Source organism: Dermacoccus sp. Ellin185, from assembly GCF_000152185.1.
GTDB lineage: Bacteria > Actinomycetota > Actinomycetes > Actinomycetales > Dermatophilaceae > Dermacoccus > Dermacoccus nishinomiyaensis.
In genome coordinates, this window is the sequence record NZ_AEIQ01000127.1 from 1 (window position 1) to 25,949 (window position 25,949).

Annotated in this window: 27 protein-coding genes, 2 tRNA genes and 1 pseudogene; 10 read left to right on the forward strand and 20 right to left on the reverse strand. The window is 70.2% G+C overall.

Annotated elements, in window-relative coordinates; genetic code table 11:
• The coding region (locus tag HMPREF0321_RS14185; protein ID WP_006947524.1) for an AIR synthase related protein at window positions 1–632 on the reverse strand (632 nt) is incomplete at its 3' end.
• A 203-nt stretch (window positions 633–835) separates the two neighbouring features.
• Between HMPREF0321_RS14185 and HMPREF0321_RS14190 the strand changes: the two are divergent.
• Window positions 836–1,905: pseudogene (locus HMPREF0321_RS14190) on the forward strand (ISL3 family transposase).
• 240 nt (window positions 1,906–2,145) lie between these two features.
• The gene (locus HMPREF0321_RS14195) at window positions 2,146–2,724 is read left to right on the forward strand and encodes a hypothetical protein (protein WP_139023682.1); all 579 of its coding nucleotides are present in this window, start codon (window positions 2,146–2,148) and stop codon (window positions 2,722–2,724) included.
• A gap of 87 nt (window positions 2,725–2,811) precedes the next feature.
• On the opposite strand, the gene HMPREF0321_RS14200 is transcribed toward HMPREF0321_RS14195, so the two are convergent.
• On the reverse strand, window positions 2,812–2,994 hold the full coding sequence (locus HMPREF0321_RS14200) for a hypothetical protein (protein ID WP_040015172.1): 183 nt from the start codon (window positions 2,992–2,994) through the stop codon (window positions 2,812–2,814).
• Between the two features lie 733 nt (window positions 2,995–3,727).
• Here HMPREF0321_RS14200 and HMPREF0321_RS14205 point away from each other — a divergent pair.
• A complete protein-coding gene (locus HMPREF0321_RS14205) occupies window positions 3,728–4,186 on the forward strand; it encodes a DUF3515 family protein (protein WP_006947505.1) in 459 nt (152 codons plus the stop codon).
• Window positions 4,187–4,303: 117 nt separating this feature from the next.
• On the opposite strand, the gene HMPREF0321_RS14210 is transcribed toward HMPREF0321_RS14205, so the two are convergent.
• The gene (locus HMPREF0321_RS14210; RefSeq protein ID WP_006947518.1) at window positions 4,304–5,425 is read right to left on the reverse strand and encodes a D-alanine--D-alanine ligase family protein; all 1,122 of its coding nucleotides are present in this window, start codon (window positions 5,423–5,425) and stop codon (window positions 4,304–4,306) included.
• Between the two features lie 81 nt (window positions 5,426–5,506).
• Between HMPREF0321_RS14210 and HMPREF0321_RS14215 the strand changes: the two genes are divergently transcribed.
• Window positions 5,507–6,619 carry a PLP-dependent aspartate aminotransferase family protein gene (locus HMPREF0321_RS14215; protein WP_040015174.1) on the forward strand — a complete coding sequence of 371 codons (1,113 nt, stop codon included), beginning with the start codon at window positions 5,507–5,509 and terminating at the stop codon, window positions 6,617–6,619.
• Window positions 6,620–6,690: 71 nt separating this feature from the next.
• On the opposite strand, the gene HMPREF0321_RS14220 is transcribed toward HMPREF0321_RS14215, so the two are convergent.
• Together HMPREF0321_RS14220 and HMPREF0321_RS14225 are read right to left on the reverse strand one after the other, a co-directional pair.
• Window positions 6,691–7,692: an NAD(P)H-dependent glycerol-3-phosphate dehydrogenase gene (locus HMPREF0321_RS14220; RefSeq protein WP_006947509.1), complete on the reverse strand. Its 1,002-nt coding sequence runs from the start codon at window positions 7,690–7,692 to the stop codon at window positions 6,691–6,693.
• 91 nt (window positions 7,693–7,783) lie between these two features.
• Window positions 7,784–8,554, reverse strand: coding sequence for a 1-acyl-sn-glycerol-3-phosphate acyltransferase (locus HMPREF0321_RS14225; RefSeq protein WP_006947508.1), 771 nt, complete (start codon window positions 8,552–8,554; stop codon window positions 7,784–7,786).
• A gap of 171 nt (window positions 8,555–8,725) precedes the next feature.
• Between HMPREF0321_RS14225 and HMPREF0321_RS14230 the strand changes: the two genes are divergently transcribed.
• On the forward strand, window positions 8,726–8,950 hold the full coding sequence (locus HMPREF0321_RS14230; RefSeq protein ID WP_006947507.1) for a hypothetical protein: 225 nt from the start codon (window positions 8,726–8,728) through the stop codon (window positions 8,948–8,950).
• A 21-nt stretch (window positions 8,951–8,971) separates the two neighbouring features.
• Here HMPREF0321_RS14230 and HMPREF0321_RS14235 read toward each other — a convergent pair whose 3' ends face one another.
• The 3 genes from HMPREF0321_RS14235 to leuC all read right to left on the reverse strand — a co-directional run bounded on the left by HMPREF0321_RS14235 (window position 8,972) and on the right by leuC (window position 11,602).
• Complete coding sequence (locus tag HMPREF0321_RS14235; protein ID WP_038568864.1) at window positions 8,972–9,298, reverse strand: HU family DNA-binding protein; 327 nt, start codon at window positions 9,296–9,298, stop codon at window positions 8,972–8,974.
• A 293-nt stretch (window positions 9,299–9,591) separates the two neighbouring features.
• Window positions 9,592–10,185, reverse strand: a complete 594-nt coding sequence (gene leuD / locus HMPREF0321_RS14240) for a 3-isopropylmalate dehydratase small subunit (protein WP_006947538.1) — start codon at window positions 10,183–10,185, stop codon at window positions 9,592–9,594.
• Window positions 10,186–10,210: 25 nt separating this feature from the next.
• The gene (gene leuC, locus HMPREF0321_RS14245; RefSeq protein ID WP_006947513.1) at window positions 10,211–11,602 is read right to left on the reverse strand and encodes a 3-isopropylmalate dehydratase large subunit; all 1,392 of its coding nucleotides are present in this window, start codon (window positions 11,600–11,602) and stop codon (window positions 10,211–10,213) included.
• Between the two features lie 119 nt (window positions 11,603–11,721).
• On the opposite strand from leuC, the gene HMPREF0321_RS14250 reads away from it, so the two are divergent.
• Window positions 11,722–12,474, forward strand: a complete 753-nt coding sequence (locus HMPREF0321_RS14250; RefSeq protein ID WP_040015175.1) for an IclR family transcriptional regulator — start codon at window positions 11,722–11,724, stop codon at window positions 12,472–12,474.
• 234 nt (window positions 12,475–12,708) lie between these two features.
• Here HMPREF0321_RS14250 and HMPREF0321_RS14255 read toward each other — a convergent pair.
• The 5 genes from HMPREF0321_RS14255 to clpS form a co-directional block, all read right to left on the reverse strand.
• Window positions 12,709–12,781 (reverse strand) — tRNA-Glu (locus HMPREF0321_RS14255).
• A gap of 126 nt (window positions 12,782–12,907) precedes the next feature.
• Window positions 12,908–12,979 (reverse strand) — tRNA-Gln (locus HMPREF0321_RS14260).
• A 168-nt stretch (window positions 12,980–13,147) separates the two neighbouring features.
• Window positions 13,148–14,710 carry a glutamate--tRNA ligase gene (gene gltX, locus HMPREF0321_RS14265; protein WP_006947533.1) on the reverse strand — a complete coding sequence of 521 codons (1,563 nt, stop codon included), beginning with the start codon at window positions 14,708–14,710 and terminating at the stop codon, window positions 13,148–13,150.
• A 35-nt stretch (window positions 14,711–14,745) separates the two neighbouring features.
• Window positions 14,746–15,387, reverse strand: coding sequence for a DUF2017 domain-containing protein (locus tag HMPREF0321_RS14270; RefSeq protein WP_006947504.1), 642 nt, complete (start codon window positions 15,385–15,387; stop codon window positions 14,746–14,748).
• The gene (clpS, locus tag HMPREF0321_RS16855) at window positions 15,387–15,707 is read right to left on the reverse strand and encodes an ATP-dependent Clp protease adapter ClpS (protein ID WP_006947542.1); all 321 of its coding nucleotides are present in this window, start codon (window positions 15,705–15,707) and stop codon (window positions 15,387–15,389) included. The genes HMPREF0321_RS14270 and clpS overlap by 1 nt, the downstream gene beginning before the upstream one ends.
• A gap of 15 nt (window positions 15,708–15,722) precedes the next feature.
• On the opposite strand from clpS, the gene HMPREF0321_RS14280 reads away from it, so the two are divergent.
• Window positions 15,723–17,054: a nicotinate phosphoribosyltransferase gene (locus HMPREF0321_RS14280; RefSeq protein ID WP_006947523.1), complete on the forward strand. Its 1,332-nt coding sequence runs from the start codon at window positions 15,723–15,725 to the stop codon at window positions 17,052–17,054.
• Entirely contained in the window at window positions 17,051–17,656 is a 606-nt protein-coding gene (locus HMPREF0321_RS14285) for an isochorismatase family protein (protein ID WP_006947510.1), read from the forward strand. The genes HMPREF0321_RS14280 and HMPREF0321_RS14285 overlap by 4 nt, the downstream gene beginning before the upstream one ends.
• A gap of 92 nt (window positions 17,657–17,748) precedes the next feature.
• On the opposite strand, the gene HMPREF0321_RS14290 is transcribed toward HMPREF0321_RS14285, so the two are convergent.
• The 4 genes from HMPREF0321_RS14290 to HMPREF0321_RS16865 all read right to left on the reverse strand — a co-directional run bounded on the left by HMPREF0321_RS14290 (window position 17,749) and on the right by HMPREF0321_RS16865 (window position 21,279).
• Entirely contained in the window at window positions 17,749–18,591 is an 843-nt protein-coding gene (locus tag HMPREF0321_RS14290; protein WP_006947514.1) for an RDD family protein, read from the reverse strand.
• 142 nt (window positions 18,592–18,733) lie between these two features.
• Window positions 18,734–20,506: a DEAD/DEAH box helicase gene (locus tag HMPREF0321_RS14295; RefSeq protein WP_006947520.1), complete on the reverse strand. Its 1,773-nt coding sequence runs from the start codon at window positions 20,504–20,506 to the stop codon at window positions 18,734–18,736.
• A 60-nt stretch (window positions 20,507–20,566) separates the two neighbouring features.
• Window positions 20,567–20,929 (reverse strand): hypothetical protein, encoded by a 363-nt coding sequence (locus HMPREF0321_RS16860; RefSeq protein WP_006947506.1) that lies wholly within the window; start codon window positions 20,927–20,929, stop codon window positions 20,567–20,569.
• Window positions 20,887–21,279: a hypothetical protein gene (locus HMPREF0321_RS16865; protein ID WP_006947512.1), complete on the reverse strand. Its 393-nt coding sequence runs from the start codon at window positions 21,277–21,279 to the stop codon at window positions 20,887–20,889. Before HMPREF0321_RS16865 ends, HMPREF0321_RS16860 begins: the two co-directional genes overlap by 43 nt.
• Before the next feature lie 500 nt (window positions 21,280–21,779).
• Between HMPREF0321_RS16865 and HMPREF0321_RS14305 the strand changes: the two genes are divergently transcribed.
• Window positions 21,780–22,145: a hypothetical protein gene (locus HMPREF0321_RS14305; protein WP_006947544.1), complete on the forward strand. Its 366-nt coding sequence runs from the start codon at window positions 21,780–21,782 to the stop codon at window positions 22,143–22,145.
• Window positions 22,146–22,157: 12 nt separating this feature from the next.
• Here the strand turns inward: HMPREF0321_RS14305 and HMPREF0321_RS14310 are convergent, their stop codons facing one another.
• From HMPREF0321_RS14310 to HMPREF0321_RS14320, 3 genes are all read right to left on the reverse strand, one after another.
• Complete coding sequence (locus tag HMPREF0321_RS14310) at window positions 22,158–22,493, reverse strand: DUF3039 domain-containing protein (RefSeq protein ID WP_050786634.1); 336 nt, start codon at window positions 22,491–22,493, stop codon at window positions 22,158–22,160.
• 68 nt (window positions 22,494–22,561) lie between these two features.
• Window positions 22,562–23,125, reverse strand: coding sequence for a YqgE/AlgH family protein (locus HMPREF0321_RS14315; RefSeq protein WP_040015176.1), 564 nt, complete (start codon window positions 23,123–23,125; stop codon window positions 22,562–22,564).
• A gap of 102 nt (window positions 23,126–23,227) precedes the next feature.
• A complete protein-coding gene (locus HMPREF0321_RS14320; protein WP_254654005.1) occupies window positions 23,228–25,171 on the reverse strand; it encodes a DEAD/DEAH box helicase in 1,944 nt (647 codons plus the stop codon).
• 63 nt (window positions 25,172–25,234) lie between these two features.
• Between HMPREF0321_RS14320 and HMPREF0321_RS16640 the strand changes: the two genes are divergently transcribed.
• A partial coding sequence (locus HMPREF0321_RS16640; RefSeq protein WP_217490562.1) for a hypothetical protein occupies window positions 25,235–25,949 on the forward strand: 715 nt, incomplete at its 3' end.

The window sequence follows — 25,949 nt, forward strand, 5'->3', positions numbered from 1 at the left end:
CCCGCATCTCGTGCCGGCCCGCCCCCCTCGCCGCTGAGAACGAGCAGCCCGGCTTGCGAGCGTCCCAGCCGGTCGGAGACCACGACCACCTGGCCGGGCCGGGCGGCGGAGCGTGTCAGCGCCGGCGCGCCGGGGGCGAGTTCGCCGAGCGCGGTGACGGTGATGACGACGGTGCCTGCGGGCGCGCCCGACAGGTCGCCGCCGAGGGATCCGCAACCCGCGCGACGCAGTTCGTCAGCCATGCCGTCGGTGAGCTCGACGAGCCAGTCGACGCGCGTGCGCTCCTCCGTGGCGAGCGCCACGACGACGCCGGTGGGCCGCGCGCCCATCGCGACGACGTCGGCGAGGTTCTGGGCGATCACCTTGACCCCGACGTCGTGGGCGCTCGACCAGTTGTCGCGCCAGTCGAGATCGAGCACCATCGAGTCGGTCGTGACGACGGTACGGCCCGTCGCGAGGGGCAGGACGGCCGCGTCGTCACCGGGCCCGATCTCGGCGTCGGCCGCCGCGAGGTGGGGGGTGATCGCCGCGAGCACGCAGGCCTCCCCGACGTCGGCGACGGTCGCCGCGTCGCCGCCGACCCGCGGTGTCCAGGTCGGTCTGAGCCACGAGGGGGTCGCGAGGTCGGTCACCACGCCATTCAATCAGCCGCTGCATCCTGACGACGGCGCGAGCACCCCGCGCAGCACATGGAGATCTTCGAAGCTGAAACCGGCTCTTCACAGATGAGGGTGTAGCGCGTAGTCAAGGATCGAACGGCGTGGCGCTGCCCGGGTAGGCGTCGAGGCCTTCCGATGATGGAAGTTCTCACACTGCCCATCTGGAAGACCTCGACGTGCCTGACGCTACCTTCACCGACCCTGACCTGACCATGTTCTGCCGCTTGAATGAGCTCGGCCTTGAGGCCACCGGTCAGCGCCTCGAGCCCGCCGGTGCGGTCCTGGCCTGTCGAGTCGTCGAACCCGACCGCTGGTGCCGACGCTGTGGCTGTGAAGGAACCGCGCGCGGCACGGTTGTCCGCCGGCTGGCCCACGAGCCGTTGGGGTGGCGTCCGACGACGTTGGAGGTCACGGTCCGCCGCTACCGGTGCACCGGCTGCGGCCACGTCTGGCGGCACACACGCAAAGGCGACAAATACGTGACCGCGATCATCGACCTGACCCCGATCCGCCACCGCAGCGGCCCAGCACGACTGCTGGACATGGTCGAGGGCCGCTCCAAGCGAGTCTTCAAGGAGTGGCTCGCCGCTCGCCCTCAGGCATGGCGTGAGGCCATCGAAGTCGTCGCGATGGATGGCTTCACCGGGTTCAAGAGCGCCACCGCCGAGGAACTGCCCGACGCGGCTGCGGTGATGGATCCCTTCCACGTCGTGCGCCTTGCCGGTGATGCCCCGACCAGTGCCGACGCCGAGTCCAGCAGGAACTGCACGGGCACCGCGGCCGCAAAGACGACCCGCTCTACCGTGCGCGTAGAACGTTGCACACCGGCGCGGGCCTGCTCACCGACAAGCAGCAGACCCGCCTGCAGGAGCTGTTCGTGCTCGAGGAGCACGTGCCCGTCGAGGCGACCTGGGGGATCTACCAGCGGATGATCGCGGCCTACCGCGAGAAGGACCGATCCCTCGGCCGCGCGGCGATGGAGGCGCTCATCGACGCCGTCAGCCAAGACGTCCCCGCCGGGCTGGACGAGTTGCGCAAGCTCGGTCGGACCCTGAAGGCTCGCGCCACCGACGTGCTGGCCTACTTCGAGCGGCCTGGCACCAGCAATGGCCCCACAGAGGCGATCAACGGACGCCTGGAGCACCTGCGCGGCTCGGCCCTGGGCTTCCGCAACCTGACCAGCTACATCGCCAGATCCCTGCTCGAGTCCGGCGGATTCAGACCTCAACTACACCCTCATCTGTGAAGAGCCAGTCATCATTCGGCGATGGGTCGTCTTGCCTGGGATAGCACAGGCCCCCTATGCTGCCCAACGTAAAGACCTACTCAATCCTTTACTAAACGGGGGAGTTTCATGACTGAGCGCAGCAGGTCCTTAGACCGACGGACCATTGCAAAGGGGGCCGCTTGGGCGGTACCCGCCGTTACTATCGCAGCAGCTGCACCCAGCTTGGCGGCGTCTGTCCCGGTCCGTAAGGACCCAGGCGTGAACGGGTGGGTCGCAAACACGGCAAGGCCCAGCGGCGAATGCAGTTGGACGCTCGAAGTCGACTCAACGTTGACCGGCGCCGGCCCCGACGGCGCACCCTACGGCCTTTACCTCTACGACATCACCCCGGAGTCGACCGTGGCCGACGTGGCCCTGATCTACTGGATCATCGGAGAGCAGAGCGCCACCTGGGCGACCCTGCGTGGTCACTCCACCTGCTGGTCCGGCCCCACCCGCGGTAAGGCGCAGAGGAAGTCGGACGGCTTGCTCTACACGCCTTACACGTGGAAATACAACTGCCCGATCCTCGCCGACGAGGTCAAATCCGACGGTCGCCTGTATTTGGGTGGCTTCCATGTCCGTGGGTCCTTCACGCAGAGCCGGGACTACTGCAACGACGTCACCTACTGGACCCAACGCTCAGTCATAGTCGATCCTGACGGCGCCGGCTCACAAGCCGCGCAAACATTGACCTTCGAGCGACGCAACGGTACCCGAGGCCCGGCGACCAGCGCCCAGATCGGCGCGCGCTCGCGCTCGGCAACAGTCTCCGGCGAGAGTGCTCAGTTGACCTGAGTCGCAACCCCGAATGACAAGACAGCCCCCCTTGGCCACCTCGTAAGAGGCGAGCGAAGGGGGCTGTTGGTGCAGCACCGGATGGAATCAGGCGGTGTCGTCGTCGGGCTCACCCGGGTCGGCCGGCGGGAGCGGGGCGGGCAGCGCAGACCCGTCGATCTTGAGCCGCATGAGCCATGACGCGAGGACGGTCAGGGCGGTCTTGCCGACGGACGCGCCGAGCACGAGCCACGACTCGCCGGCGGTGAGGGTGGCATCAGGCAACCACATGGCCAGGGCGGTGCCGACGGCGATGAGGACGTCAATGGCGAGGCCTTGCAGGAGGGTGCGGGCGGCGCGGTTCTTCGCGTCAGCCTTGAGTGCGCGGGTGGGTCATGATGCTCCGATCGATCGGGTCAGTCGCAGCCCGGCCCACGCGAGGACCAGACAGCCGGACAAGATGAGGCCCAGGCAGCGGGCGAGGACGCTGGGCTGGGTGCGGTAGATGTGGTCAGCGACGGCGTGGCCGATGGTGGTCACGGCAGCTTGAACTTCCCCGCGAGCACGCCACGGTTGAGGTAGCGCTGGAGTGCACGGATCGAGTTGGGGCCGAAGTCGCCGTCAGCAGGGGACTTGACGATCCGCTGGAGGGCGCGGCTGGTGGGGACTGCTGCACGGAGAGGTGACAGTCGGTAGTCACGCAGCCTGATCGGCTCGTGTGGTCATGGTGGGCGCGGCTCCGCCCTGGGCTTCCGCAACCTGACCAACTACATCGCCAGATCCCTGCTCGAGTCCGGCGGCTTCAGACCCCAGCTGCACCCTCATTTGTGAAGAGCTCTGAAACCCCGTCAGGCAGGATCGCAGCTCTCGAGGACGTTCCCGGGAGCTGACACTCTGTTAGGCGGCATCGCAGCTCCCAAGCATCTCGGGTCCCCCGATCAGCCCCGGGCGCCGGTGCGGGTTGCATGGTTGCGGGCCGGGCAGGCGCGGGGTGGGCAGACGAGGGTTGGATAGCCTATGGGTCATGTCAGCACGCGTCGCTCTCACTCTCGCTGGTGCCGCAACGCTGGCGCTCACCGCATGCGGTGACTCGCCCGTCGCTGCGAAGCCTGCTGCGCAGGCGTCATCGTCCGAGTGCGCGGCTGTCGCGAAATCGTGGCCGAAGACGGTCTCGGGGCTCGATTCCTACCCCGACTCGGCCGACTCGCCGACCGTCCACGCCTGGGGCAAGAACGCTGACGACGTCCTCATCGCGCGCTGCGGCGTCACCTCACCCGGCCCGACGAGCGACGCCTGCTTCTCCGCGAACGACGTCGACTGGGTGCAGATCCCGGTCTCGGGCGGCACGCGGTACGTCACCTACGGTCGTGAGCCGGCGATCGAGGTGCTCGTCCCGTCGTCGGCGAACCTCGACGGCACGCTGCTCGCCGCGTTCGCCCCCGCGGCGAAGAAGATCGCTCAGGGTCCACACCGCTGTTCCTGACAGGCGGCGCCGATTCGGTTCGGCTCCGGTTCACCCCCGACCCGGCCATCGTCGCCGCGTCACCACCCACAAGAGCCCCGGACTCCCCCACGGGACCCCGCGGACGCGGAGCTGCCGTCAGCGCAGACCGGTCTTGCGCTCGCGCGCCAACTCGATCAGGTCGGTGATGAGGTCGGTGTAGTCGAGGCCGCTCTCGCGCCACACGGCCGGGAACATCGACACGGGCGTGAAGCCGGGCAGGGTGTTGATCTCGTTGAGGAAGAGCGTGCCCTCGGCGGTGTAGAACCAGTCGACGCGCGCGAGGCCCTCGCAGCCGGCGGCGTCGAACGCCTTGATCGACAGCTCCTTGATGCGCGCGGTGTCCTCGGCGCTGACATCGGCCGGGCACGCGAGGCGCAGCCCGTCGTCGTTGAGATACTTGGCCTCGAAGTCGTAGAAGGCGTGCTCGCCGATCTCCTCGATCTCACCGAGTTCGGACGCGCGCGGCAGGTCGCTGCCGTGGCCTTCGAGCACACCGCATTCCACCTCGCGGCCCACGATGCCGGCCTCGATGACAACCTTCGGGTCGCTCTCGCGCGCCAGTTCGATGGCGGCCTCGAGCTGGTCGCGCGAATCGACCTTCGAGATGCCGACCGACGAACCCGCGCGTGCCGGTTTGACGAAGACGGGGTAGCGCAGCGGTGTGAGGCTCGCCATCGCGGCGTCCTTGTCGCGGCGCCACTGCTTGTCGGTGATGACGACGTAGGGGCCGACGGGCAGCCCGGCGGCCTCGAACACGATCTTCATCATGTGCTTGTCCATCATGACGGCCGACGCCGTGACGCCCGAGCCGACGTAGCGAAGGTCGGCGAGTTCGAGCAGGCCCTGCAGGGTGCCGTCCTCACCGAACGGCCCGTGCAGCAGCGGCAGGACGACGTCGACGGACGTCAGTGCCTGCGGGGTCTGCCCCGCATCGAGCACGAGGATGTCGTGCTGGTCGGGCGACGGCGCGATGACGACCTCGCGGCCGGCGTCGTTCGTCACCTCCGGCAGCTTCTTGCCCTGGATCGCGAGCACCGACGGGTCGTCGGGCATGAGCACCCACTGGCCGGCCTTGCTGATGCCGATCGGCACGACGTCGTAGCGCTCACGGTCGATCGCGGCGAGAACGCCGGCGGCGGTGGCGCACGAGATGGCGTGCTCGGAGGAGCGCCCACCGAAGACGACGGCGACGCGGGTGCGGGGCTGCGAAGTGCTCATCGCGGCCAACAATAGCGCCCGCGCGCGGTCAGTCGCCGGACGCCACGGCGCGCGGTGGCGCCGCCGTGCCAGGGTGTTCGCATGGTTGCGCACGCCGATCGTCCCGCCCGCCCGCTCGCTGCTGCGACACGCCTCGTCGGTGGTGGACGCCCTGCCCGCGCGCCGGGCGCGAGCGTCAGCCCGGAACTCACGCTCACCTCGACCTACGTGGCCGGCGCGGACCTCAACTACGCGCGGGTCGGCAACCCGACGTGGAGCGCGTTCGAGACGACCCTTGCCTCCCTCGAAGGTGACGCCTCGACGACCGCGCTCGCCTTCGCCAGCGGCATGGGCGCCATCTCGGCCGCGCTGTCCCTCCTGCCGCACGGCGGCCGTGTCATCGCGCCGCGACACTTCTACAACGGCACCTCCGCCGTCCTCGACACCTGGCACGAGGCCGGCCGCGCGCACCTCACGCGCGTCGACCTCGCCGACGACGGCGCCCTCGACGCCGCCCTAGCTGCCGGCTGCGATCTCGTCTGGGTCGAGTCGCCGAGCAACCCGATGCTCGAGACGTGCGACGTCGCCGCCGTGACGCGCCGCGCCCACGCGGCGGGCGCGCTCGTCATCGAGGACAACACGTTCAACACGCCGCTCGGGCGCCGCCCCCTCGACGACGGCGTCGACGTCGTCGTGCATTCGGTGACGAAGTACCTCGCGGGCCACAGCGACGTCCTGCTCGGCGCGGCGGTGACGAACGACGCCGACCTCGCCGCGCGGCTGCTCACAGCACGCACGCTGGGCGGCGCCATCCCCGGCCCGCAGGAGACGTGGCTCGCGCTGCGAGGCATGCGGACGCTGCACCTGCGCTGGGAGCGCGCCTGCGCGAACGCGGCGACGCTCGCTGCGAGATTGCGCGAGCACGACGACGTCGCGCGCGTGCGCCACCCGGGAACGGGCGCGATGATCGCGCTCGAACTGCGCGGTGGCGCAGACGCCGCACGCGCCGTCGAACAGCTCGTCGAGGTGTGGTTGCCCGCCACGAGCCTCGGTGGCGTCGAGTCGATGCTGGAGCGCCGCCGTCGACATGCGCTCGAACCGGCCAGCGTTCCGGAGAACCTGCTGCGCCTGTCGGTCGGGGTCGAGGACGTCGAGGATCTGTGGGCGGACCTCGACGACGCCCTGCGCCGGGCGCACGCCGCGTCAGCCGACTGACCCGGTCACGCGACTGCCCCGCCAGGCTGCCCCGGCCGACGCCCGAAACAACGGGCGCGCCTGGCCGGTCGTCAGACGCGTTCGCTCTTGCGCGAACGCGACATGAGGGCGCGCACCATCTCCTGCGGGCCCCACCCTTCGTAGAGGATGGCGTGCACGCCGTCGCAGATCGGCATGTCGACGTCGACGCTGCGTGCGAGTTCGACGATGGAGCGGCACGACTTGACACCCTCGGCCGTCTGGCTGGCCTGTGCGGTCACCTCTTCGAGCGTCTGCCCCTCGCCGAGGGCCAGCCCGAAGGCATGGTTGCGCGACAGGCGCGAACTGCACGTCGCGGCCATGTCGCCCACACCGGCGAGACCGAGGAACGTCTGCGGGTCGGCGCCGAGCGCCGCACCGAGGCGGGCCGTCTCCGCGAGACCGCGCGTCAGGAGCGTCGCCGTCGTGTTCTCACCGAGGCCCAGGCCGTGGGCCATGCCAACCGCGAGCGCGATGACGTTCTTCACCGCGCCCGCGATCTCCGTGCCGACGACGTCCGCGTTCGTGTAGGGGCGGAAGTACGGGGCGGCGCAGGCCTCTGCCACCTTGGCGCGCAGCCCGTGATGCGGCGCTGCGACGACGGCGGCGGCCGGCTGCTTCTGCGCGATCTCCTTCGCGAGGTTCGGCCCGGAGACGACGGCGACCTGCGCGAGCGGCACGCCCGCGACCTCCGCGATGACCTCGCTCATCCGCAGGTGCGTGCCGAGTTCGATGCCCTTCATGAGCGACACGAGCGGCGCGCCCTGCGGCAGCACGTCGCGCCACTGCTCGAGGTTGCCGCGCAGCGACTGCGAAGGGACGGCGAGGACGACGAGGTCGGCGCCCTCGAGCGCCTGCGCCGCGTCCGCCGTCGCGCTGATGCGCTCGTCGAGCTGCAGCTCGGGCAGGTAGGCGACGTTGCGGCGCTCGGTGTTGATCGCGTCAGCAGCCTCCGCACGGCGCGCCCACAGCGTGACGTCGGTGCCTGCGTCGGCCATGACGGCGGCGAACGCCGTGCCCCAGCTTCCGGCCCCCATGATTGCGGCGCGTGTCATCGTCTCGTCCTTTCGTGGAGTTCGGTGCGGCCGGACAGTTCGGCGCTGTGAGGCAGGTCGGCGCGGGGGCCACTGGGACAGGTCGGCGCGTTCATCGCGTGCCTCGCGCGTCGGTCGGGCGCGAGACGGTGCGCGGGTTGTCGAGCGGCGGCGCGCCGGGTCGCTCGCCGCGGATCTCGCACAGCAGCTCGAGGATGGCGGCCATGAGGCGCCTGGTGGCCTCCGTCAGCACCTCGGTGTCGAGGTCGCGCCCGCGCAGGTCGTCGAGGTCGACCGGCTCGCCCGCGACGACAGTGACGTCATGACGACGCGTCAGCAGGTGCGGCACGACATGGCGGGCGCGACTGGTCGGCGGGATGATTCGTTCGGGCCCCCACATCGCGACCGGGACGAGCGGGGCGCCCGTCGTCAGCGCGATGCGCGCGGCGCCGGACTTGCCCGTCATCGGCCAGAACGCGCGATCCCGTGTCAGCGTGCCCTCCGGCAGCAGGCAGACGAGGCGGCCGGCCGCGACCGCGTCGACGGCTTCGACGAAGCTGTCCTTGGCCCGTGCGGTGCCGCGGTGGACGGGGATCTGCCCGGCGCGGCGCAGCAGCGGCCCGAGGACGGGGACGGCGAAGACCTCGGCCTTGCCGAGGAAGTGCGGCAGGCGACCCGCGCCGTAGAGGAGGAAGCGGCCGATGACGAACGGGTCGGAGTAGCTGAGGTGGTTCGCGGCGATGACGGCCCCGCCGGTTGCGGGAACGTGCTCGGCGCCTCGCCACGTCTCACGCAGCCACGGCGCCACCGCCGGGGCGACGGCGTTCGTGATGACGGAGACGACGGCGTTGCGCTCTCCCGCATCGAGCGAGATCTTCGCCATGGGCACCTCCTGTTCGTCTCGCACTCTAGTGGCACGACACGTCCAGGGCATTCGTCGCAGCGTTGCGATCCATCAGGCCGGGGCATCTGGCAGCATGGGAGGGATCGCTGTGAGAGGGTACGAGACCCGCGCACCTCGCCGTCACCGGTCCGAGCCGCCGAAGGAGCCGCCATGACCCATCACACGCAGGCCAGCGTCCACCGCTTCGACGAGGCGACGTTCACAGGTGAGCTCATCACCGACGCCGGCCGGGTGCTGCCGTTCGACGCCGACGCCTTCGCGCGCAGCGGCCTGCGCACGCTGCGCGTGGGGCAGCGTCTCAACGTCGATCACGGGCCAGACGGAATCCGCCGGTTGTGGATCGAGGGCATCGGGACGGGCCAGCAGATCCGCTGACGCCGCCCGACGCGGTGCGTCTCAGCGCTCGACGCGCGCGCGACCACCGGCGTTGCCGGAGCGGGGCAGCTTCGACGGGTCGGCCGTGACGGCCTTGAAGTTCGTACCAGGGGTGAACTTGGGCACGGAGGTGGCACCGATGCGCACCGCTTCGCCGGTGCGCGGGTTGCGGCCCGTGCGGGCGGCGCGGTCGACGCGCTCGAACGTGCCGAATCCGGTGATCCCTACCTTGTTGCCGGCAGCGACCTCTCGGATGATGACGTCGACGACGGCCTCCACGGCCTCCAGTGCGGCCTTCTTGCTGCCGAGGCGCACCTCGAGGCGATCGACCAGGTCTGCCTTGTTCATCTTTCGTCCTACCCCTTCTCGTCCGTCCGTCACGGCTCGATCCCGTCCTGCGTCTCGACGTGGGCCAACGGTACCGAGTGGTTGCATCCCCGTCCATTGGGTGAAGTCTTAGTCGTCCGCCGTGCGGCGCCCACGCACCGAACACGCGTAGGCCGATCGTCATAGATCATCATGGCGGTCGCCCGACCATGTTGCGGCCGTAAGCGATTCGCAGACACCTCCCCGGGCGTCGCACCTCACACACGCGCGCCACGAGCGCGAGACCTCCCGCGCGGCGGTCAGCGCGATATCACCTATCGGAGGAGCGTCGACGGCTTCCAACTCGGACGAGCGTCTTCGAACGCTTCGATGTCGTCCTCGTGACGCAGCGTCAGCGAGATGTCGTCGAGGCCCTCCATGAGGCGCCAGCGGATGTAGTCGTCGACAGCGAACGGCACGACGAGCTCCCCCGCGTGGATCGTGCGCGAGCCCAGGTCGACCGTGATCTGCGCGCCCGGTTCGTTGTCGAGGTACTTCCACAGCAGTTCGACGTCGCCCTGCTCGACCTGCGCGGTGAGCAGGCCGGCCTTGCCCGAGTTGCCGCGGAAGATGTCGGCGAAGCGCGAGCTGATGACGACGCGGAAGCCGTAGTCCATGAGTGCCCAGACGGCATGCTCGCGCGAGGAGCCCGTCCCGAAGTCGGGGCCTGCGACCAGGACCGAACCGTCGCGGTAGGCCTCGGTGTTGAGCACGAACGACGGGTCCTTGCGCCATGCGGAGAACAGCCCGTCCTCGAAGCCCGTGCGGGTGACGCGCTTGAGGTAGACGGCTGGAATGATCTGGTCGGTGTCGACGTTGCTGCGGCGCAGCGGCACCCCGACGCCGGTGTGGGTGGTGAACTTGTCCATCGATGTCTCCTGACGGCTCAGCGGGTCACAGATCGGCCGGCGAGGCAAGCGTGCCGGTGACGGCGGTCGCGGCGGCGACCTGTGGGCTGACGAGGTGCGTGCGTCCGCCCTTGCCCTGGCGCCCTTCGAAGTTGCGGTTCGAGGTCGACGCGCTGCGCTCCCCCGGCTCGAGCTGATCGGGGTTCATGCCGAGGCACATCGAGCAGCCGGGCAGGCGCCACTCGGCGCCGGCGTCGGTGAAGACGGCGTCGAGCCCCTCCGCCTCGGCGTCGAGACGCACCTTCGCCGAACCGGGCACGACGAGCATGCGCACGCTGTCGGCGACCTTGCGCCCGCGCAGCACGTCCGCCGCGGCGCGCAGATCCTCGAGACGCCCATTGGTGCAGGAACCGAGGAAGACGGTGTCGATCGCGATCTCCTTGAGCGGCTGACCGACGCTCAGCCCCATGTACTCGATGGCGCTCGCGGCGGCATCCTTCTCCGAGTCGTCGCCCATCTGCTCGGGGTCGGGCACGGCCGCCGTCAGCGGCAGGCCCTGGCCCGGGTTGGTGCCCCAGGTGACGAACGGCGCGAGCTTCGTCGCGTCGATGACGACCTCGGCGTCGAACACCGCGTCGTCGTCGGTGCGCAGCTGCTTCCACGCCTCGACCGCGTCATCCCACTCGGCGCCCTGCGGCGCATGGGGGCGGCCTTCCAGGTAGTCGAACGTCGTCTGGTCGGGCGCCACCATGCCGGCGCGGGCGCCCGCCTCGATCGACATGTTGCAGATCGTCATGCGCGCTTCCATCGACAGCGCTTCGATCGCCTTGCCGCGGTACTCGAGGACGTAGCCCTGGCCGCCGCCGGTGCCGATCTCGGCGATGACGGCGAGGATGATGTCCTTCGCGCTGACGCCGTCCGGCAGGTCGCCCTCCAGGGTGATCGCCATCGTCTTGAACGGCTTGAGCGGCAGCGTCTGCGTCGCGAGGACGTGCTCGACCTCGCTCGTGCCGATGCCGAACGCGAGCGCGCCGAACGCACCGTGCGTCGAGGTGTGGCTGTCGCCGCAGACGATCGTCGCGCCGGGCTGGGTGAGGCCCAGCTGCGGGCCGATGATGTGGACGATGCCCTGCTCGGCGTCGCCCATCGGGAACAGGCGGATGCCGAACTCCTCGCAGTTGCGGCGCAGCGTCTCGACCTGGGTGCGGCTGACGAGGTCGGTGATCGGGCCCGGCGTCGTCGGGACGTTGTGGTCCTCGGTGGCGAGCGTGAGGTCGGTGCGACGCACGGTGCGCCCCGCGAGCCGCAGCCCGTCGAACGCCTGCGGGCTCGTGACCTCGTGGAGCAGGTGAAGGTCGATGTAGAGCAGGTCGGGCTCGCCCTCCGCGCTTCGCACGACGTGCTGCTGCCACACCTTCTCGGCCAACGTGGAACCCACGTCATCCTCCTTCGATCGACGGGTCGTCCGACCCACGAGACACCGTTCTGCGACAAGCGTTACCCTTTTACCGGCGGACCGGACTTGCGTCTCGGTTCATGAGACTGCAATATCAGTACATGGACAATTCAAGTGGCGTCGGAGTCCTCGACAAGGCTGCAGTCGTGCTCTCCGCCCTCGAGGCAGGGCCCTCCACCCTCGCCCAGCTCGTCGCAGCCACCGGCCTCGCTCGCCCGACCGCCCACCGCCTCGCGGTCGCGCTGGAGCATCACCGCCTCGTGGCCCGTGACATGCAGGGACGCTTCGTCCTCGGCCCCCGACTCGTCGAACTCGCCGCCGCCGCCGGTGAGGACCGCCTGCTCGCCGCCGCCGGGCCCGTCCTCGGCGCGCTGCGCGACCACACGAACGAGAGCGCCCAGCTCTTCCGCCGCCAGGGCGACCAGCGCATCTGCGTGGCGGCCGCCGATCGCCCGATGGGTCTGCGCGATTCCATCCCCGTCGGCGCGACGCTGTCGATGCAGGCCGGCTCCGCGGCCCAGGTGCTGCTCGCCTGGGAGGAGCCCGACCGTCTGCACCGTGGCCTGCAGGGCTCCAAGTTCACCGCGACGATGCTCTCCGGCGTGCGCCGCCGCGGATGGGCTCAGTCGGTGAGCGAGCGCGAGCAGGGCGTCGCGTCCGTCTCCGCGCCGGTGCGCTCGCCCAGCGGCCGCGTCATCGCCGCCGTGTCGATCTCCGGCCCCGTCGAGCGCGTCTCCCGTCAGCCCGGGCGGCTGCACGCCGCAACGGTCGTCGCCGGCGCCAACAAGCTGACGGAGGTGCTCGCGCGCGCCGCCGCGCAGCAGAAGAGCGTCGCACCACCCACGACGCGCTGATCCACCTCTGGCGACGATGCCCTGCCGCCCCTGACGGGGCGGCAGGGCATCGTCGCCCTTGGGCAGGTGCACGTGACCTGCGGCCGTCCGGTGGCGATTCCTGAATAGCGAATTCGAGCGCACGAATGGTCAGGGCCCGAAAAAGGCCGGTCCGAGCCGAGACGGCGACAAAAAGAGAAGTCAAACAAGAAATCCCCACCGCATTTTCTGCGGTGAGGATTTCTTGTCTCGATGTAGCCCCGACGGGATTCGAACCCGCGCTACCGCCTTGAGAGGGCGGCGTGCTAGGCCACTACACAACGGGGCCATGGCCTGCTTCGTCAACCTTTCGGCCGTTCAGCAGCGAGGAAAACTCTAACTCATGCCATCGTTTTCCCGAAATCACTCTGTGAGCGCGTGACGCGGGCGTCACCTTCTGCACAAGCGATCTGCGCTGGGGTACCAGGACTCGAACCTAGAACAAATGAACCAGAATCATCCGTGTTGCCAATTACACCATACCCCAATGGGGGTTGCAGTGATCGAACAGCGCGCCTCGTGAGGCCTTCCGTTCGTTCCCCGAACCGAGTGAAAACTTTACCGGAGGTTTCCCGGGACGACAAATCGACCGGCGCCCTGCCGCGCCGGGCCTGACGCATCCGTCAGGGCCGACAGGCAGGCGCGCCCCGGTCGATCACAAGCTCGCGCGCAGGTTCTTCAAGCGTTCCATCGTCGAGTGCTTGCCGAGGATCTCCATCGACTCGAACAGCGGCGGTGAGATGCGCTGACCGGACACGGCGGTGCGCAGCGGGCCGAAGGCGAACTTCGGCTTGATGCCCAGGCCGTCGACGACGGCCTCGCGCAACGCGGCCTCGATGCGCTCGTGCACCCACTCGATGCCCGTGCCGTCAGGCTTGCCGAGCGAACCCGAGATGGGCTCGAGGGCCGCGATGGCGGCGTCTAGCACCTGCGCGGCAGTCTCCTTGAGCTGCGCGCGGGCGTCGTCCGCGATGGGCAGCTCGGCGTCGTCGGTGAAGAACGGTGCGACGAGCGGCGTCGCCTCCGACAGCAGGTTGATGCGCGTCTGAATCAGCTCGGCGACGAGGTTGAGGCGACCCAGCTGCGGCAGCGACGGCTGCTCCGGCAGCACGCCGTCCGCGACGAGGAACGGCAGGATACGCGCGGCGAAGTCGCGAGGCTCGAGCTCGCGGATGTAGTGACCGTTGAGCCAGTTCAGCTTGTCGAGGTTGAAGATCGGGCCGACGGTGTTGACCTTGCTCCATTCGAAGTTCTCGCTGAACTCCTCGAAGGTGAACACCTCGCGCTCGGTGCCGTCCGCCTCGATGATCGGCGGGTAGCCGAGCAGCGCGAGGAAGTTGAGCAGCGCCTCCGGCAGGTAACCCTGCTCCTTGAACCACGTGAGGCGCGCCCACGGGCTCTTGCGCTTGGAGATCTTCGCCTTCTTCTCATCGCGCAGCAGCGGCATGTGCGCGAACTTCGGCGGTTCGAGGCCGAGGCCCTGGTAGAGCAGGATGTGCTTCGGCGTCGAGCTGATCCACTCCTCACCGCGCACGACGTGCGTGATGCCCATCTCGTGGTCGTCGACGACGACGGCGAGGTGGTACGTCGGGAAACCGTCGGCCTTCATGATGACCTGATCGTCCGGGCGGGGCGCCTTGACCTCGCCTCGGATGAGGTCGTCGAACACGAGCGGCGCGTCGTCGGGGATGAACATGCGCACGACGGGGTTCTCGCTGAAGCCGGGCTCGGCGGCGCGCTCCTCACGCGACTTGCCGTAGCACATGCGGTCGTAGCCGGTCGGCAGCTTCTGCTTCTGCTGGAGCTCGCGCATCTCGGCGAGCCGCTCGCTCGTGCAGTAGCAGTAGTAGGCCTTGCCCTCGTCGATGAGCTTGTCGACGTACGGCTTGTACGTGTCGAGCCGCTCACTCTGACGGTACGGCGCGTACGGGCCGCCGAGGTCGGGGCCCTCGTCCCAGTTCAGGTCGAGCCAGTGCAGCGTGTCGAAGATCTGCTGCTCGGAATCGGCCTGGAAGCGCGCCCGGTCGGTGTCCTCGATGCGCAGGACGAACTTTCCGCCCTGCTGACGCGCGAACGCAAGGTCGAACATCGCCATGTAGGCGGTGCCGACGTGCGGGTCACCCGTCGGCGACGGCGCGACGCGCAGACGGACGGCGCCGGGGCTCGTCTCGCCGGGCGTCGAGGGGGTGGGGGCTGAGGTGGTAGTCGAGTCGCTCATGATGTCTCCATCGTAGACGGCCGTTGCGCTGCGCCTCAGGCCTCGCGCATCACCGCGAGCGTCACCGATTCGGCGAGCCAGGTGAGGAAGTCGTAGTAGGCGGCCATGAGCTGTTCCTCGTCGTTCGGCACCTGCCCACGCTCGACCTGTTCGACGAGTGCGTCGGCATCCGCATCGGTGCGCACGCCGAGGCGCTCGGCGAGCACGAGCCGCACGTCCGTCAGCGCCATCATCGTCGCGCGCGCCTCGGCCTCGTCGAGGACGACGTCGCGGGGTTCGCCGGCGCTCATCGTCTGCGCGAGGTCGACGTTGGCACCCGCGCGCTCGAACGCCGTCATCGCCGTAGCGAGGTTACGCAGCTTGCGATCGCGCAACGAGGCCTCGGTGAGGCGGCGGAACTCGGCGGCCGCGCCGTCATCGTCCTTGACGCCGTCGGGCAGCAGCCGACGAAGCGCCGGGTCGCGCGGAGCCTCACGGGCGCTCATCGAGCGTCCGAGCGCCGCGAACAGCTCGTCCTCGTCGGTGCCGCGCGGCGCGTCGGGTGCGTCGTCTCTACCGTCGGAGAGCAGGACGCTCGTCTGGTGCATGAGATCGACGACGACGGCGCGTTCGACGTCGTCGAAACGTCCGACGATGCGCCGCTCGTCGGACGGGTCACGCCGGAATGCCTCGGCCATCAGCCCTCCTGCTCGTAGGTCGCCCACAGGCTGTAGCCGTGCATGGCGATCGTGTCGGCCTCGGCCTTCTCGCGGCTGCCCTTGCTGACGACGGCGCGGCCCTCGGTGTGCACCTGCATCATGAGCCGCTCGGCCTCCTCGCGGGAGTAGCCGAAGTAGTCCTGGAACACGAAGCTGACGTAGCTCATGAGGTTGACGGGGTCGTTCCACACGAGCGTCACCCACGCCCGCTCCCCCACGTCCTGGGGGTCGGGGTCGGCGAGCTGCTTGGCCAGTTGCTCGAAATCGATGTCTGGAGGCGCGATCGACACGTCAACCACCTTAGAGTTCGATACGTGACTTCCACCATCTCGGCCTCGACGGCCCTGCTCACCGACCACTACGAGCTCACGATGCTCCAGGCGGCGCTGCGCTCCGGTGCGGCCCACCGCAAGAGCGTCTTCGAGGTCTTCGCCCGCCGCCTGCCCGACGGCCGCCGCTTCGGCGTCGTCGCGGGCACGGGTCGTTTTCTCGAGGCGTTGAAAGAGTTCCGGTTCACCGAGGCCGAGATCGACGACCTGCGTCGACGCGCCGTCGTCGATGAGCCGACGCTCGAGTGGCTCGCCGACTACCGCTTCTCCGGTGACATCCACGGCTACGCCGAGGGTGAGTGCTACTTCCCGGGCTCGCCGCTCGTCGTCGTCGAGTCGACGTTCGCCGAGGGCGTCATCCTCGAGACGTTGATCCTGTCGATCCTCAACCACGACTCAGCCGTCGCCGCCGCCGCGTCGCGCATGGTGCTCGCCGCCGACGGCCGTCCGTGCATCGAGATGGGCTCGCGTCGCACGCACGAGGAGGCAGCGGTCGCAGCCGCGCGCGCCGCGTACATCACGGGGTTCGCGGCCTCCTCGAACCTCGAGGCGGGACGTCGCTACGACGTGCCGACGACGGGCACGTCGGCGCACGCGTTCACGCTGCTGCACGACGACGAGCGCGCCGCGTTCACCGCGCAGGTCGACTCGCTCGGCAAGGACACGACGCTGCTCGTCGACACCTACGACGTGAAGAACGCCGTCAAGATCGCCGTCGAGGTCGCGGGCCCCGAACTCGGTGGGGTGCGTCTGGATTCCGGCGACCTGCTCGTGCAGGCCCGCGAGGTGCGCGAGCAGCTCGACTCACTCGGTGCCACGGGCACGAAGATCGTCGTGACGAGCGACCTCGACGAGTACGCCATCGCCGCCCTCGCAGCCGGGCCGGTCGACGCGTACGGCGTCGGCACCTCCCTCGTCACCGGCTCCGGCGCGCCGACGGCCGGCATGGTCTACAAGCTTGTCCAGCACGCGGGCGACGACGGCCAGATGATCGACGTCGCGAAGAAGAGCAAGGACAAGATCTCCGTCGGCGGACGCAAGTGGGCGCTGCGTCGCCGAAACGCACAGGGAGTGGCCGAGGCCGAGATCATCGGCATCGGCGAGCAGCCGGTCGACGACGGCGACGACCGTGCGCTGCTCGTCCCGCTCGTCAGGAACGGCGAGGTCGTCGCGCCGACGGACGCCGCGAGCGCCCGCGCGGTGTACGAGCGTTCCCGCGCGGAATTGCCCGCAAAGGCGCGTCAGATGTCGCGCGGTGAGCCCGTCATCCCGACCCGGTACGAGGGTCCCGGCATGGGCGGGGTGACGCAGCGATGAGCGCGCCGAGCGCTGATGCTGGCACGCGCCGGGCACTGGTCGTCGTCGACGTTCAGAACGACTTCTGCGAGGGCGGTTCGCTCGCCGTGGCCGGGGGCGCCCAGGTCGCCGCGGCGATCGCCGACTACGTCGCGCTCGCCGATTACGACGTCGTCGTCGCGACGCAGGACTGGCACGTCGACCCCGGCGAGCACTGGAGCGAGACCCCCGACTTCAGCGACTCCTGGCCCGTGCACTGCCGCGCCGAGTCCGACGGCGCGGCGTTCCACGACGGATTCGCGACCGTCGTCGATCGGCTCGACGCGATCTTCCGCAAGGGCAGGTACGCCGCGGCCTACTCAGGATTCGAGGGAGCGCTCGCCGGTGGCGATGAGTCGCTCGCCTCCTGGTTGCGTGACGGGGGCGTCGGCAGCGTCGACGTCGTCGGCATCGCGACCGACCACTGCGTCCGCGCGACCGCGCTCGACGCCGTCAGCGAAGGCTTTGCCACGCGCGTGCTGCTCGGCATGACGGCCGGCGTCGCAGCCGACAGCACCGACGCGGCGCTCACGACCATGCGCGACGCGGGCGTCGAGCTCGTCGGTCAACCCGTCGTCGGCTGAGAACGCGGCCCGCGTGCCGGGCCCGAAGATGGACGAGAATCGCCGATGTGGACGGGATTCGCGAAGGGACGAAAATCGCAGGTGGGGCGGGGTCAGCGGGTGCGGCGCACGACGCTGCGGGCCGCGAGGTCGTCGAGGCCCTGACGGAGGCGGTTGCTCAGCGCCCACAGCAGGATCGCGATCTGCAGCAGGCCCGCGATGCCGGCGAGCACGGCGACGAGCGACATCAGATCCGGCACGTACTTGATGAGAGCGCGCACGGCGCTGCGTGCCATCGGCAATTTCTGCGGCGAGCGGGGGTCGCCCTCCTCGATGGGCGCCACGCGGATGCCGAGCGCCGACTTGCCGAGCGTCGCACCACGCAGTGACGTCATCAGGGTGTCGTAGACGAATCCGGCGACGAACAGCGCGAGCGCCAACGCGAGCGGCGGCGACGTCAGGTCGTCGGGGAAGGCCGGCATCTGCCCACCGTTGCTCGCGGCGGTGCTCGCCTCGTCGATGAAGTCGCGGAACTCGTCGATCCACGAGTGCAGGAACGGCAGCATCGCGAGGGTGACGGGCACCCCGAAGATGATGCGGTCGAGGAAGTAGGCGAAGAAGCGGCGCCACACCCCCGACGGCTCCCCCGCGCTCGTTCCGAACGCCGTCGGGCGCTGATCATGAGCCCGCGGCTGCGGGACACCGAAGCGATGCTGCTGCTCCCCGCTGCCCTCGGGGCCCCAGTGAGCCGGATAGGTGCGCGGCTCGCCGTCACGGCGCGGCGGTGCGTCGACGTGCTGGACCGGGCGGGCCTCCCCGACGTGGTCGAGGCCCGGGCGCAGCTTCGGCATGGTGCGCTCGGTCCACAGGATGCCGTCCCAGTACCTCAGCTGGGTGGCGTCGCGGGGGTCGTCGTACCAGCCCGACGAAACGGGCGCGTGCGGCTGCTCAGTCATGCGTCTACCCTATCCGCCCCGGCATGACGCGCCGGGGGCGATGAGCCGTGCGGATGAGCCAGGCAGGCAGTGCCTCGTACCGCACTGCATCCCGCATGACACCCGCAGGCTGAGGGCCCCGCGGGCTGAGGGCCTCGCAGGCTCAGCGCCGACCGACGAACCAGCGACGGATCAACTCGATGCGTTCGCCGACCTGCTCGGAGGAGGCCTTGTCGAGCGTCGGCCCACCGCACTGCTGACGCAGATCGTTGTGGATGACGGCATGCGGCTGGCCGCTCTTGCGCGCGTACTGCGCGACGAGGCCGTTGAGCTCCTTGCGCTGCTTGGCGAGGGCACGGTGCGCGGCGACGGGTTCGTCGTCGTCGGTGCGTCGCGTGCGCCCGGCCTTGGCCTGCTTGGCCTGGCGTTCACGCAGCAGGCTCGCCATCTGATCGGGCTCGAGCAGACCGGGCAAGCCCAGGTATTCCTGCTCGTCCTCGCTGCCGACGTCACCGCCCATGCCCCACTGCTGCGCGTCGAACAGGACGTGGTCGAACTCGGCCTGCGACTCGAGCGCCTCGAAGGTGCCGTCGTCGGCGAGCATCCCGGAGGCCTTCTCCTCACGGTTGGCCTCGGCGAGCAGCTCCTCCTCCTCGGACCACATGTTGTCCTCGCGGTTCTCCCCCGCGCGCTGCGGACGGTCGAGGGCGTGGTCGCGCTGCTCCTCGAGACGCGAGGCGTGCTCGAGGATGATCGGCACGGTCGGCAGGAACACCGACGCCGTCTCGCCGCGCTTGCGGGCGCGCACGAAGCGTCCGACGGCCTGGGCGAAGAACAGCGGCGTCGACGTCGACGTCGCGTAGACGCCGACGCACAGACGCGGCACGTCGACGCCCTCGGAGACCATGCGGACGGCGACCATCCACCGCTCGCTGCTCTTGGCGAAGTCCTCGATCCGGGAGCTCGCGCCGGCGTCGTCGGAGAGCACGACCGTCGGTTTGGTACCAGTGATCGCCTCGAGCGTGCGCGCGTAGGCGCGCGCGGCCGTCTGGTTCGAGGCGATGACGAGGCCGCCCGCGTCGGGCACGTGACGTCGCACCTCCGACAGGCGCTTGTCGGCGGCCTGAAGCACGGACGGGATCCACGCGCCGTTCGGGTCGAGCGCGGTGCGCCAGGCGCCTGCAATGGCGTCCTTCGTCATCGGTGTGCCGAGACGCGCCGCGATCTCGTCGCCGGCCCGGGTGCGCCATCGCATGTTGCCGCCGTAGGCCATGAACAGCACGGGCCGGACGACGCCGTCGGCGAGCGCCTCGGCGTAGCCGTACGCGTAGTCGCTCGCGGAGCGGCGGATGCCTGCGTCGTCGACCTCGTAGCGCACGAACGGGATGGGGCTCGTGTCGCTGCGGAACGGGGTACCGGTGAGGCAGACGCGTCGCGCGGCGCCGTCGAATGCAGTGCGCAGTGCCTCGCCCCAGCTCTTGTTGTCGCCGCCGTGGTGCACCTCGTCGAGGATGACGAGCGTCGGCGTGCGCTCGGTGCGGATGCGGTGCACCTCGGGGTTGCTCGCGACGCCCTGGTAGGTGAGGGCGACCCCGTCGTAGTCGGACGCCTCATCGACCTGACGGTTCGTGAACCTCGGGTCGATCTGGATGCCGACGCGCGCGGCCGCGTCGGCCCACTGCGTCTTGAGGTGCTCGGTCGGCGCGACGATCGTCACCTTCTTGACGATGCCGCGCCCCAGCAGCTCCGTTGCAAGGCGCAGCGCGAACGTCGTCTTGCCGGCGCCGGGGGTTGCGACGGCGAGGAAATCGCGCGGATCGGTGCTCAGGTACCGCTCCAGCGCACCGGCCTGCCAGGCGCGCAGCTTGCCCGCGGTACCCCACGCGGCGCGCTCCGGGAAGGCGGGTGAGAGGTGCTCTGCAGCCGAGGTACTCATAGGCCGAGCAGTCTACCGGCGCCGAACGAACTCCCCGACGTGGCCGCCGCCACCGACCGTTCAGGCCGGCCGGAACGCGCGCGACAGCGCCATGAGGCCGAGGAGCAGCACCATCGGGACGGCGAATCCGTAGCGCAGGGACGTGTCGCCGAGGGCGCCCGTCAGCACGGCTCCGAGCAGGCCGCCGACGTAGTTGAACTGGTCGAAGCGCGCGATGACCGCGTCGCTGCCGGCTTGGACGGACGCCGCGTCCGCCTCCGGGTGTGCGTCGCGGGCGAGGCGCGCGGCCACCGAGTACGACAGCGGCGCGACGACGGCGAGACCGAAGCCGGCGACGCCCACCCCGACGAGCGCGAGCGCCGCGGGGCCGAGCCGCGCCGTCAGCCAGTCGCCGCAGCTGCGCTGCGGCTGAGCAGCGAGCACACGAGGTACGGCAGGGTGGCGACGGCGACGAGTGAGGCCGGTGAGGCGAAGGTGTGGTGCAGGTAGGTGGGCGCCCACGTCGTCACGGCCGTGTCGACCATGTAGAACTCGACGAGCGCGAGGCCGAGGGTGCGGAGGCGGCGCCAGGGCAGGCTGCGCGCGGCGGGGGCGTCGGCCCCGGATGCGATGGGCGCCGGTTCCGGCCGCGCGTGCGGGACGTACCGCGCGAGCGTCGCGGCGGCGGGCAGGATAATGAGCACCGCGGCGGAGAGCGCGAAGCCCCAGCGATGCGTCGCGAGCGCGATGAACGTGCCGAGGACGACGATGGCGGCGAAGAACTCCCCCGCCACCGAAACGAGCCCCCGCGCACAGCACGAGCGCGAGCATGAGCACCGAGAAGGCGCTGGGCGACAGGTGCAGCGCGTCCTACAGCTGCGGCAGCTTCGCCGTCAGGGCGACGAACGTCAGCCCCTGGACGAAGAAGGCGCCCGCGGTGGCGGTGCGGGCCCTCGGGTCGGGGCGAGCATTGGTCATGGGGCAGGCTGCCACCGCCGGTGCCCACTCGTCGCCGCTTCGTCGCTTCACCCAGCAGGCTCCCAGCTGACGAGGCGGGCTGGGTCCCGACGGCGCGTCGAAGGGTGTCGGAGGCGCGCCGGGCGACGGCGGAGGGTGGGGTGAGCATCACACCCTGGAGTTGAGTAGCGCTCAACCCACCATGCGGGGCGTCCGCGCGCCTAGGGTGGAGTCAGTCATGGACATCGAGCACTCGATGGCCCCAGCGGCGCCTCGCCGCTCGGTCCATCGAGGCCGCTCACCCCTGGCCGGGGCTCGCAGGGAAAGGACGAGAGTCATGGTTCGCACGAGAGCCCAACTCACCGATGCTCAACGCGAGAAGCTCAGCGCCGTCACTGCGGCGCGCGAAGCGCGTCTCGCCGCCGAAGCGGAGTACCGGCGGGCGGTCGCCGCCGCCGATCAGGCGAAGGTGACGAAGAGCGCCATTGCCGAGGCGGCCGGCGTCAGCGTCGAGGCCATCCGCACGGTGCTCATCCGCATGGCCGAATCGCACGCGCCCGCAGTCGAGGTTCGTGAGCACCTGACGGGGGTCGACGGCGGCTCCGCGACGGCGTCCACCGCCGCGGGACCGGTCGTCACCAGCGCCGTCGGTGCGGCCCCGGTCACCGGCGACGTCAGGCAGCCTGTCGCGAAGGCGAGCTGACGCCCGTCGGCGTCACTCCCCGCCGTCCTGCGGCGGACGCAGGCCCTGGTAGATCTCCTTGCACGTCGGGCACACCGGAAACTTCTCCGGGTCGCGGCCCGGCACCCACACCTTGCCGCACAGCGCGGTGACGGGCTCGCCCGACAGCGCCGACTCCATGATCTTCTCCTTGCGCACGTAGTGCGCGAAGCGCTCGTGATCGCCGGGCTCGGAGAGCTGGTGGTCGACCTGCTCTCGCTCCAGCACCGCCGTCGAGGTGCCCGGCCCTCCGAGGCCGCCCGGGCCGTCGGGCGCGCCGAGGGGCGATGACGGGTCGTCGATCGAAGAGTTCCACACAACCGGGTTCATGGGCGCCAGTGTAGGCGCGCCGCCCGCGGCGGGCCAGGGGGCAGCGAGCCGAGGCGTCAGGCGGCGGGTCAGTTGAGCGTCGGGTCGTCGGGGAACGACGCCAGGAGGCACGTCGGGATGGGTTGGCGTGCGAGGACGCGCGTCCACAACGTCTCGGGGTCGGCGTCGAACAGGTCGGCGATCTCGGGTTCGGCGCGCACCCACCACCCGTTAGCGAGTTCGACGTCGAGTTGGCCCGGCTCCCAGCCGCAGTTGCCGGCGAACACGCGCAGCCCCGACAGCTGCGGGGCGACGATCTCCGGCGGCGCGTCGAGGTCGACGACGGCGAGCGAACCGAACAGTCGCGTGGCGCCCACGACGTCACCGCGCCCCGGCACGCCCGCGAGCGCGACCGCCGTGTCGAGGCCGACGGGCCCGCCCTGGAAGAGCCGATCGGGCGCCGAGCACGCGGACTGCCACCCCGGAAGGACCGAGTCGACACCGGTCTCGAGCGGTTCGGTGAGCACGACGCCCTGGGCGCCGTCGTCACCGTGGTGGAGGACGAACACGACGCTACGGGTGAAGATGTCACCCTCGTCGCGGTCGTGGGCACGAGGCACCGCGACGAGCAGTCGGCCGGTCAACGAGGTCACCCGTCCATTGTGGAACACGCTCGCCCCGAACGCGATGTTGCCCGGTGATCGGGGCACGGGGCCCCGGATCACCGGGCAACATCAGCGCAGATTCAGTCGGCGTCAGTCGCGGTTGCCGCGGTAGCCACCACGATCGCCGCCGTACCCACCACGACCCCCCTGGCCGCCGCGACCACCGAAGCTCTGACGGCGGTTCTCGCGCTCGAAACCACCGTCGATGTCGTCGCGGTAACCGCGCCCGCCACCGAAGCCGCGGTCGTCGCCGCCGCGTCCGCGGCCCTGGCCACGGTCGTCGCGGTCGTTGAAACGTCCACGACCACCACGGTCGAAGCCGCCGCCACGGCCGTAACCGCCGCGCCCGCCGTCACGACCACCGCGGTCGTAACCACCTCGGCCACCGCGCTCGTAGCCGCGGCCGCCGCGACCACCACGGTCGTTGCGCGGCGCGAGGGTGCGACGCAGGTCGTCCTCGGAGATCGAACGGCCCTCGGGCGTCGAACCGCCCGCGGCGACGATCGCCTCGTCACCGGGGCGCGTGCGCACAAGGCTCACGTCGACGCCGGCGGAGTCGAGTAGACGCTGCATCGAGCGACGCTGGTGCGGCAGCGCCAGGGTGATGACGGTGCCCTTCTCCCCCGCGCGCGCCGTACGGCCGGCGCGGTGCAGGTAGTCCTTGTGGTCGGCCGGCGGGTCGACCTGGAGCACGACGCCGACCTCGTCGACGTGGATGCCGCGCGCCGCGACGTCCGTCGCGACGAGCACGGGCACACGCCCGTCCTTGAACGCCGACAGGACACGGTTGCGCTGACCCTGGTTGAGGCCACCGTGCAGCGCGGCAGCCATGACGCCCTGCTCGCGCAGCTCTGCGGCGACACGGTCGGCGCCCATCTTGGTGCGGACGAACACCACGGTGCGTCCCTCACGGTTCGCGACCTCGGCCGTCACGACCTTCTTGTCGCGCGGCTCGATGAGCAGCGCGTGGTGCTCCATCGTCGTGACGGTGGCGGTGCCGTCGTCCGTCGAGTGCGTCACCGGGTCGACGAGGTACTTGTCGACGACGGAGTCGATGCCACGGTCGAGCGTCGCGGAGAACAGCAGGCGCTGGCCGCCTTCGGGCACGAGGTCGAGGATCTCGGTGATGGCCTCGAGGAAGCCCATCTCGGCCATGTGGTCGGCCTCGTCGAGCACGGCGATCTCGACGCGGCTCAGGTCGGCCGCGCCACGCTCGATGAGGTCGGACAGGCGACCCGGCGTGGCGATGAGGACATCGACGCCGCGCTCCAGCGCGGACAGCTGCGGCTCGTACGGCATGCCACCGGCGACGAGCTTGTGCTTGAGACCGACGACGTGGACGAGCGGCTGCAGCGCATCGCTCACCTGCATCGCGAGTTCACGCGTCGGCACGAGGACGATGGCGCGCGGCTGGTGCGCGCGAGCCTTGCCGCCCTCGGCGAGACGCGCCAGCATCGGCAGACCGAAGCCGAGCGTCTTGCCCGAACCCGTGCGACCGCGGCCGAGGACGTCCTTGCCGGCCATCGCGTCGGGAATCGTCGCCGCCTGGATCGGGAACGGCTTCGTGATGCCGTCACGCGCCATGCGCTCGACGAGTGCCTCGGGCAGCCCGAGCTCGGTGAACGTCATGATGACGCTCTCGTCGATCTCGTCCGACTCGCTCTCGTCGAAGCCCCCGTGCTCGCCGTCGGCCGTGCCCGCGGTGGCGTTCGTGGCGTCGGCGGGGTCGGTGTTCTCCGCGTCGGTGTTGTCGGCGTCAGAGTTGGTCGTGTCGGAGTCGGCGGCGTCAACACCGTCGCGCTCGGCGTCCGTGGCGTCGGCGGTGGGAGCGTCGTCGACGCGGACGTCACCCTCGACGTCGCCGTCGACGTGGACGCGCTCGTCGGGGTTCTGTTCGCCGACGACGTCGACGTTCTCGCGCTGGATGTTCTCGCTCGTGGCCGCGTCGGCCTCGACGGTGGTCGCCGCGACGTCGGCGTTCGCCGCCGTCACGTTCTCGACCTGCGCGTCCTCGACGCGGGACTCGTCACGCACGGTGGCGTCGTCGAACGAGCGGTCGGGGCGCCCGAAGCGCTTCTCGCGGTCGAAACCGCCCTCATGGCGGTCGTCGCGGCGCTGGAAGCCGCCGTCACGGCGGTCGCCACGGTTGAAACCGCCGCGGTCGTCGCGACGCTGGAAGCCACCCTCGCGACGGTCGTTGTCACGGTTGAAACCACCGCGCCGGTCGTCACGGCCCTGGTAGCCACCACGACGGTCATCACGGTTGAAGCCACCGCGACGGTCGTCACCGCCACGGAAACCGCCCTCGCGACGATCGTTGTCGCGGCTGAACCCACCACGACGGTCATCGCCACCACGGTTGAAACCACCGCGGTCATCGCGACGCTGGAAGCCGCCCTCGCGACGGTCGTCGCGGCCCCCGAAACCACCACGACGGTCGTCGCCACCGCGGTTGAAACCGCCACGGCGGTCGTCGCCGCGGAAGCCGCCGTCACGTCGCTCGTTGTCGCGGTTGAAACCACCACGACGGTCATCACCGCCGCGGAAGCCGCCCTCACGGCGGTCGTTGTCACGGCTGAAACCACCACGGCGATCATCTCGGCCCTGGAAGCCGCCACGGCGTTCGTCGGTACCGCCGCGGTTGAAACCACCACGACGGTCGTCGCCGCCGCGGAACCCGCCCTCACGGCGGTCGTTGTCACGGTTGAAGCCACCGCGTCGCTCATCGCGGCCGCGGAAACCACCGTCACGGCGGTCGTCACGGGCCTGGAAGCCGCCACGACGCTCGTCACCGCCGCGGAACCCGCCCTCA

What these genes read in the sequence shown, in the direction of transcription:
- HMPREF0321_RS14200 (WP_040015172.1), bottom strand. Translation starts at nt 2,994, where the DNA reads ATGTGGTTGCCTGATGCCACCCTCACCGCCGGCGAGTCGTGGCTCGTG.
- HMPREF0321_RS14205 (WP_006947505.1), top strand. Translation starts at nt 3,728, where the DNA reads ATGTCAGCACGCGTCGCTCTCACTCTCGCTGGTGCCGCAACGCTGGCG.
- HMPREF0321_RS14210 (WP_006947518.1), bottom strand. Translation starts at nt 5,425, where the DNA reads ATGAGCACTTCGCAGCCCCGCACCCGCGTCGCCGTCGTCTTCGGTGGG.
- HMPREF0321_RS14215 (WP_040015174.1), top strand. Translation starts at nt 5,507, where the DNA reads ATGGTTGCGCACGCCGATCGTCCCGCCCGCCCGCTCGCTGCTGCGACA.
- HMPREF0321_RS14220 (WP_006947509.1), bottom strand. Translation starts at nt 7,692, where the DNA reads ATGACACGCGCCGCAATCATGGGGGCCGGAAGCTGGGGCACGGCGTTC.
- HMPREF0321_RS14225 (WP_006947508.1), bottom strand. Translation starts at nt 8,554, where the DNA reads ATGGCGAAGATCTCGCTCGATGCGGGAGAGCGCAACGCCGTCGTCTCC.
- HMPREF0321_RS14230 (WP_006947507.1), top strand. Translation starts at nt 8,726, where the DNA reads ATGACCCATCACACGCAGGCCAGCGTCCACCGCTTCGACGAGGCGACG.
- HMPREF0321_RS14235 (WP_038568864.1), bottom strand. Translation starts at nt 9,298, where the DNA reads ATGAACAAGGCAGACCTGGTCGATCGCCTCGAGGTGCGCCTCGGCAGC.
- leuD (WP_006947538.1), bottom strand. Translation starts at nt 10,185, where the DNA reads ATGGACAAGTTCACCACCCACACCGGCGTCGGGGTGCCGCTGCGCCGC.
- HMPREF0321_RS14250 (WP_040015175.1), top strand. Translation starts at nt 11,722, where the DNA reads ATGGACAATTCAAGTGGCGTCGGAGTCCTCGACAAGGCTGCAGTCGTG.
- gltX (WP_006947533.1), bottom strand. Translation starts at nt 14,710, where the DNA reads ATGAGCGACTCGACTACCACCTCAGCCCCCACCCCCTCGACGCCCGGC.
- HMPREF0321_RS14270 (WP_006947504.1), bottom strand. Translation starts at nt 15,387, where the DNA reads ATGGCCGAGGCATTCCGGCGTGACCCGTCCGACGAGCGGCGCATCGTC.
- HMPREF0321_RS14285 (WP_006947510.1), top strand. Translation starts at nt 17,051, where the DNA reads ATGAGCGCGCCGAGCGCTGATGCTGGCACGCGCCGGGCACTGGTCGTC.
- HMPREF0321_RS14290 (WP_006947514.1), bottom strand. Translation starts at nt 18,591, where the DNA reads ATGACTGAGCAGCCGCACGCGCCCGTTTCGTCGGGCTGGTACGACGAC.
- HMPREF0321_RS14295 (WP_006947520.1), bottom strand. Translation starts at nt 20,506, where the DNA reads ATGAGTACCTCGGCTGCAGAGCACCTCTCACCCGCCTTCCCGGAGCGC.
- HMPREF0321_RS14305 (WP_006947544.1), top strand. Translation starts at nt 21,780, where the DNA reads ATGGTTCGCACGAGAGCCCAACTCACCGATGCTCAACGCGAGAAGCTC.
- HMPREF0321_RS14310 (WP_050786634.1), bottom strand. Translation starts at nt 22,493, where the DNA reads ATGAACCCGGTTGTGTGGAACTCTTCGATCGACGACCCGTCATCGCCC.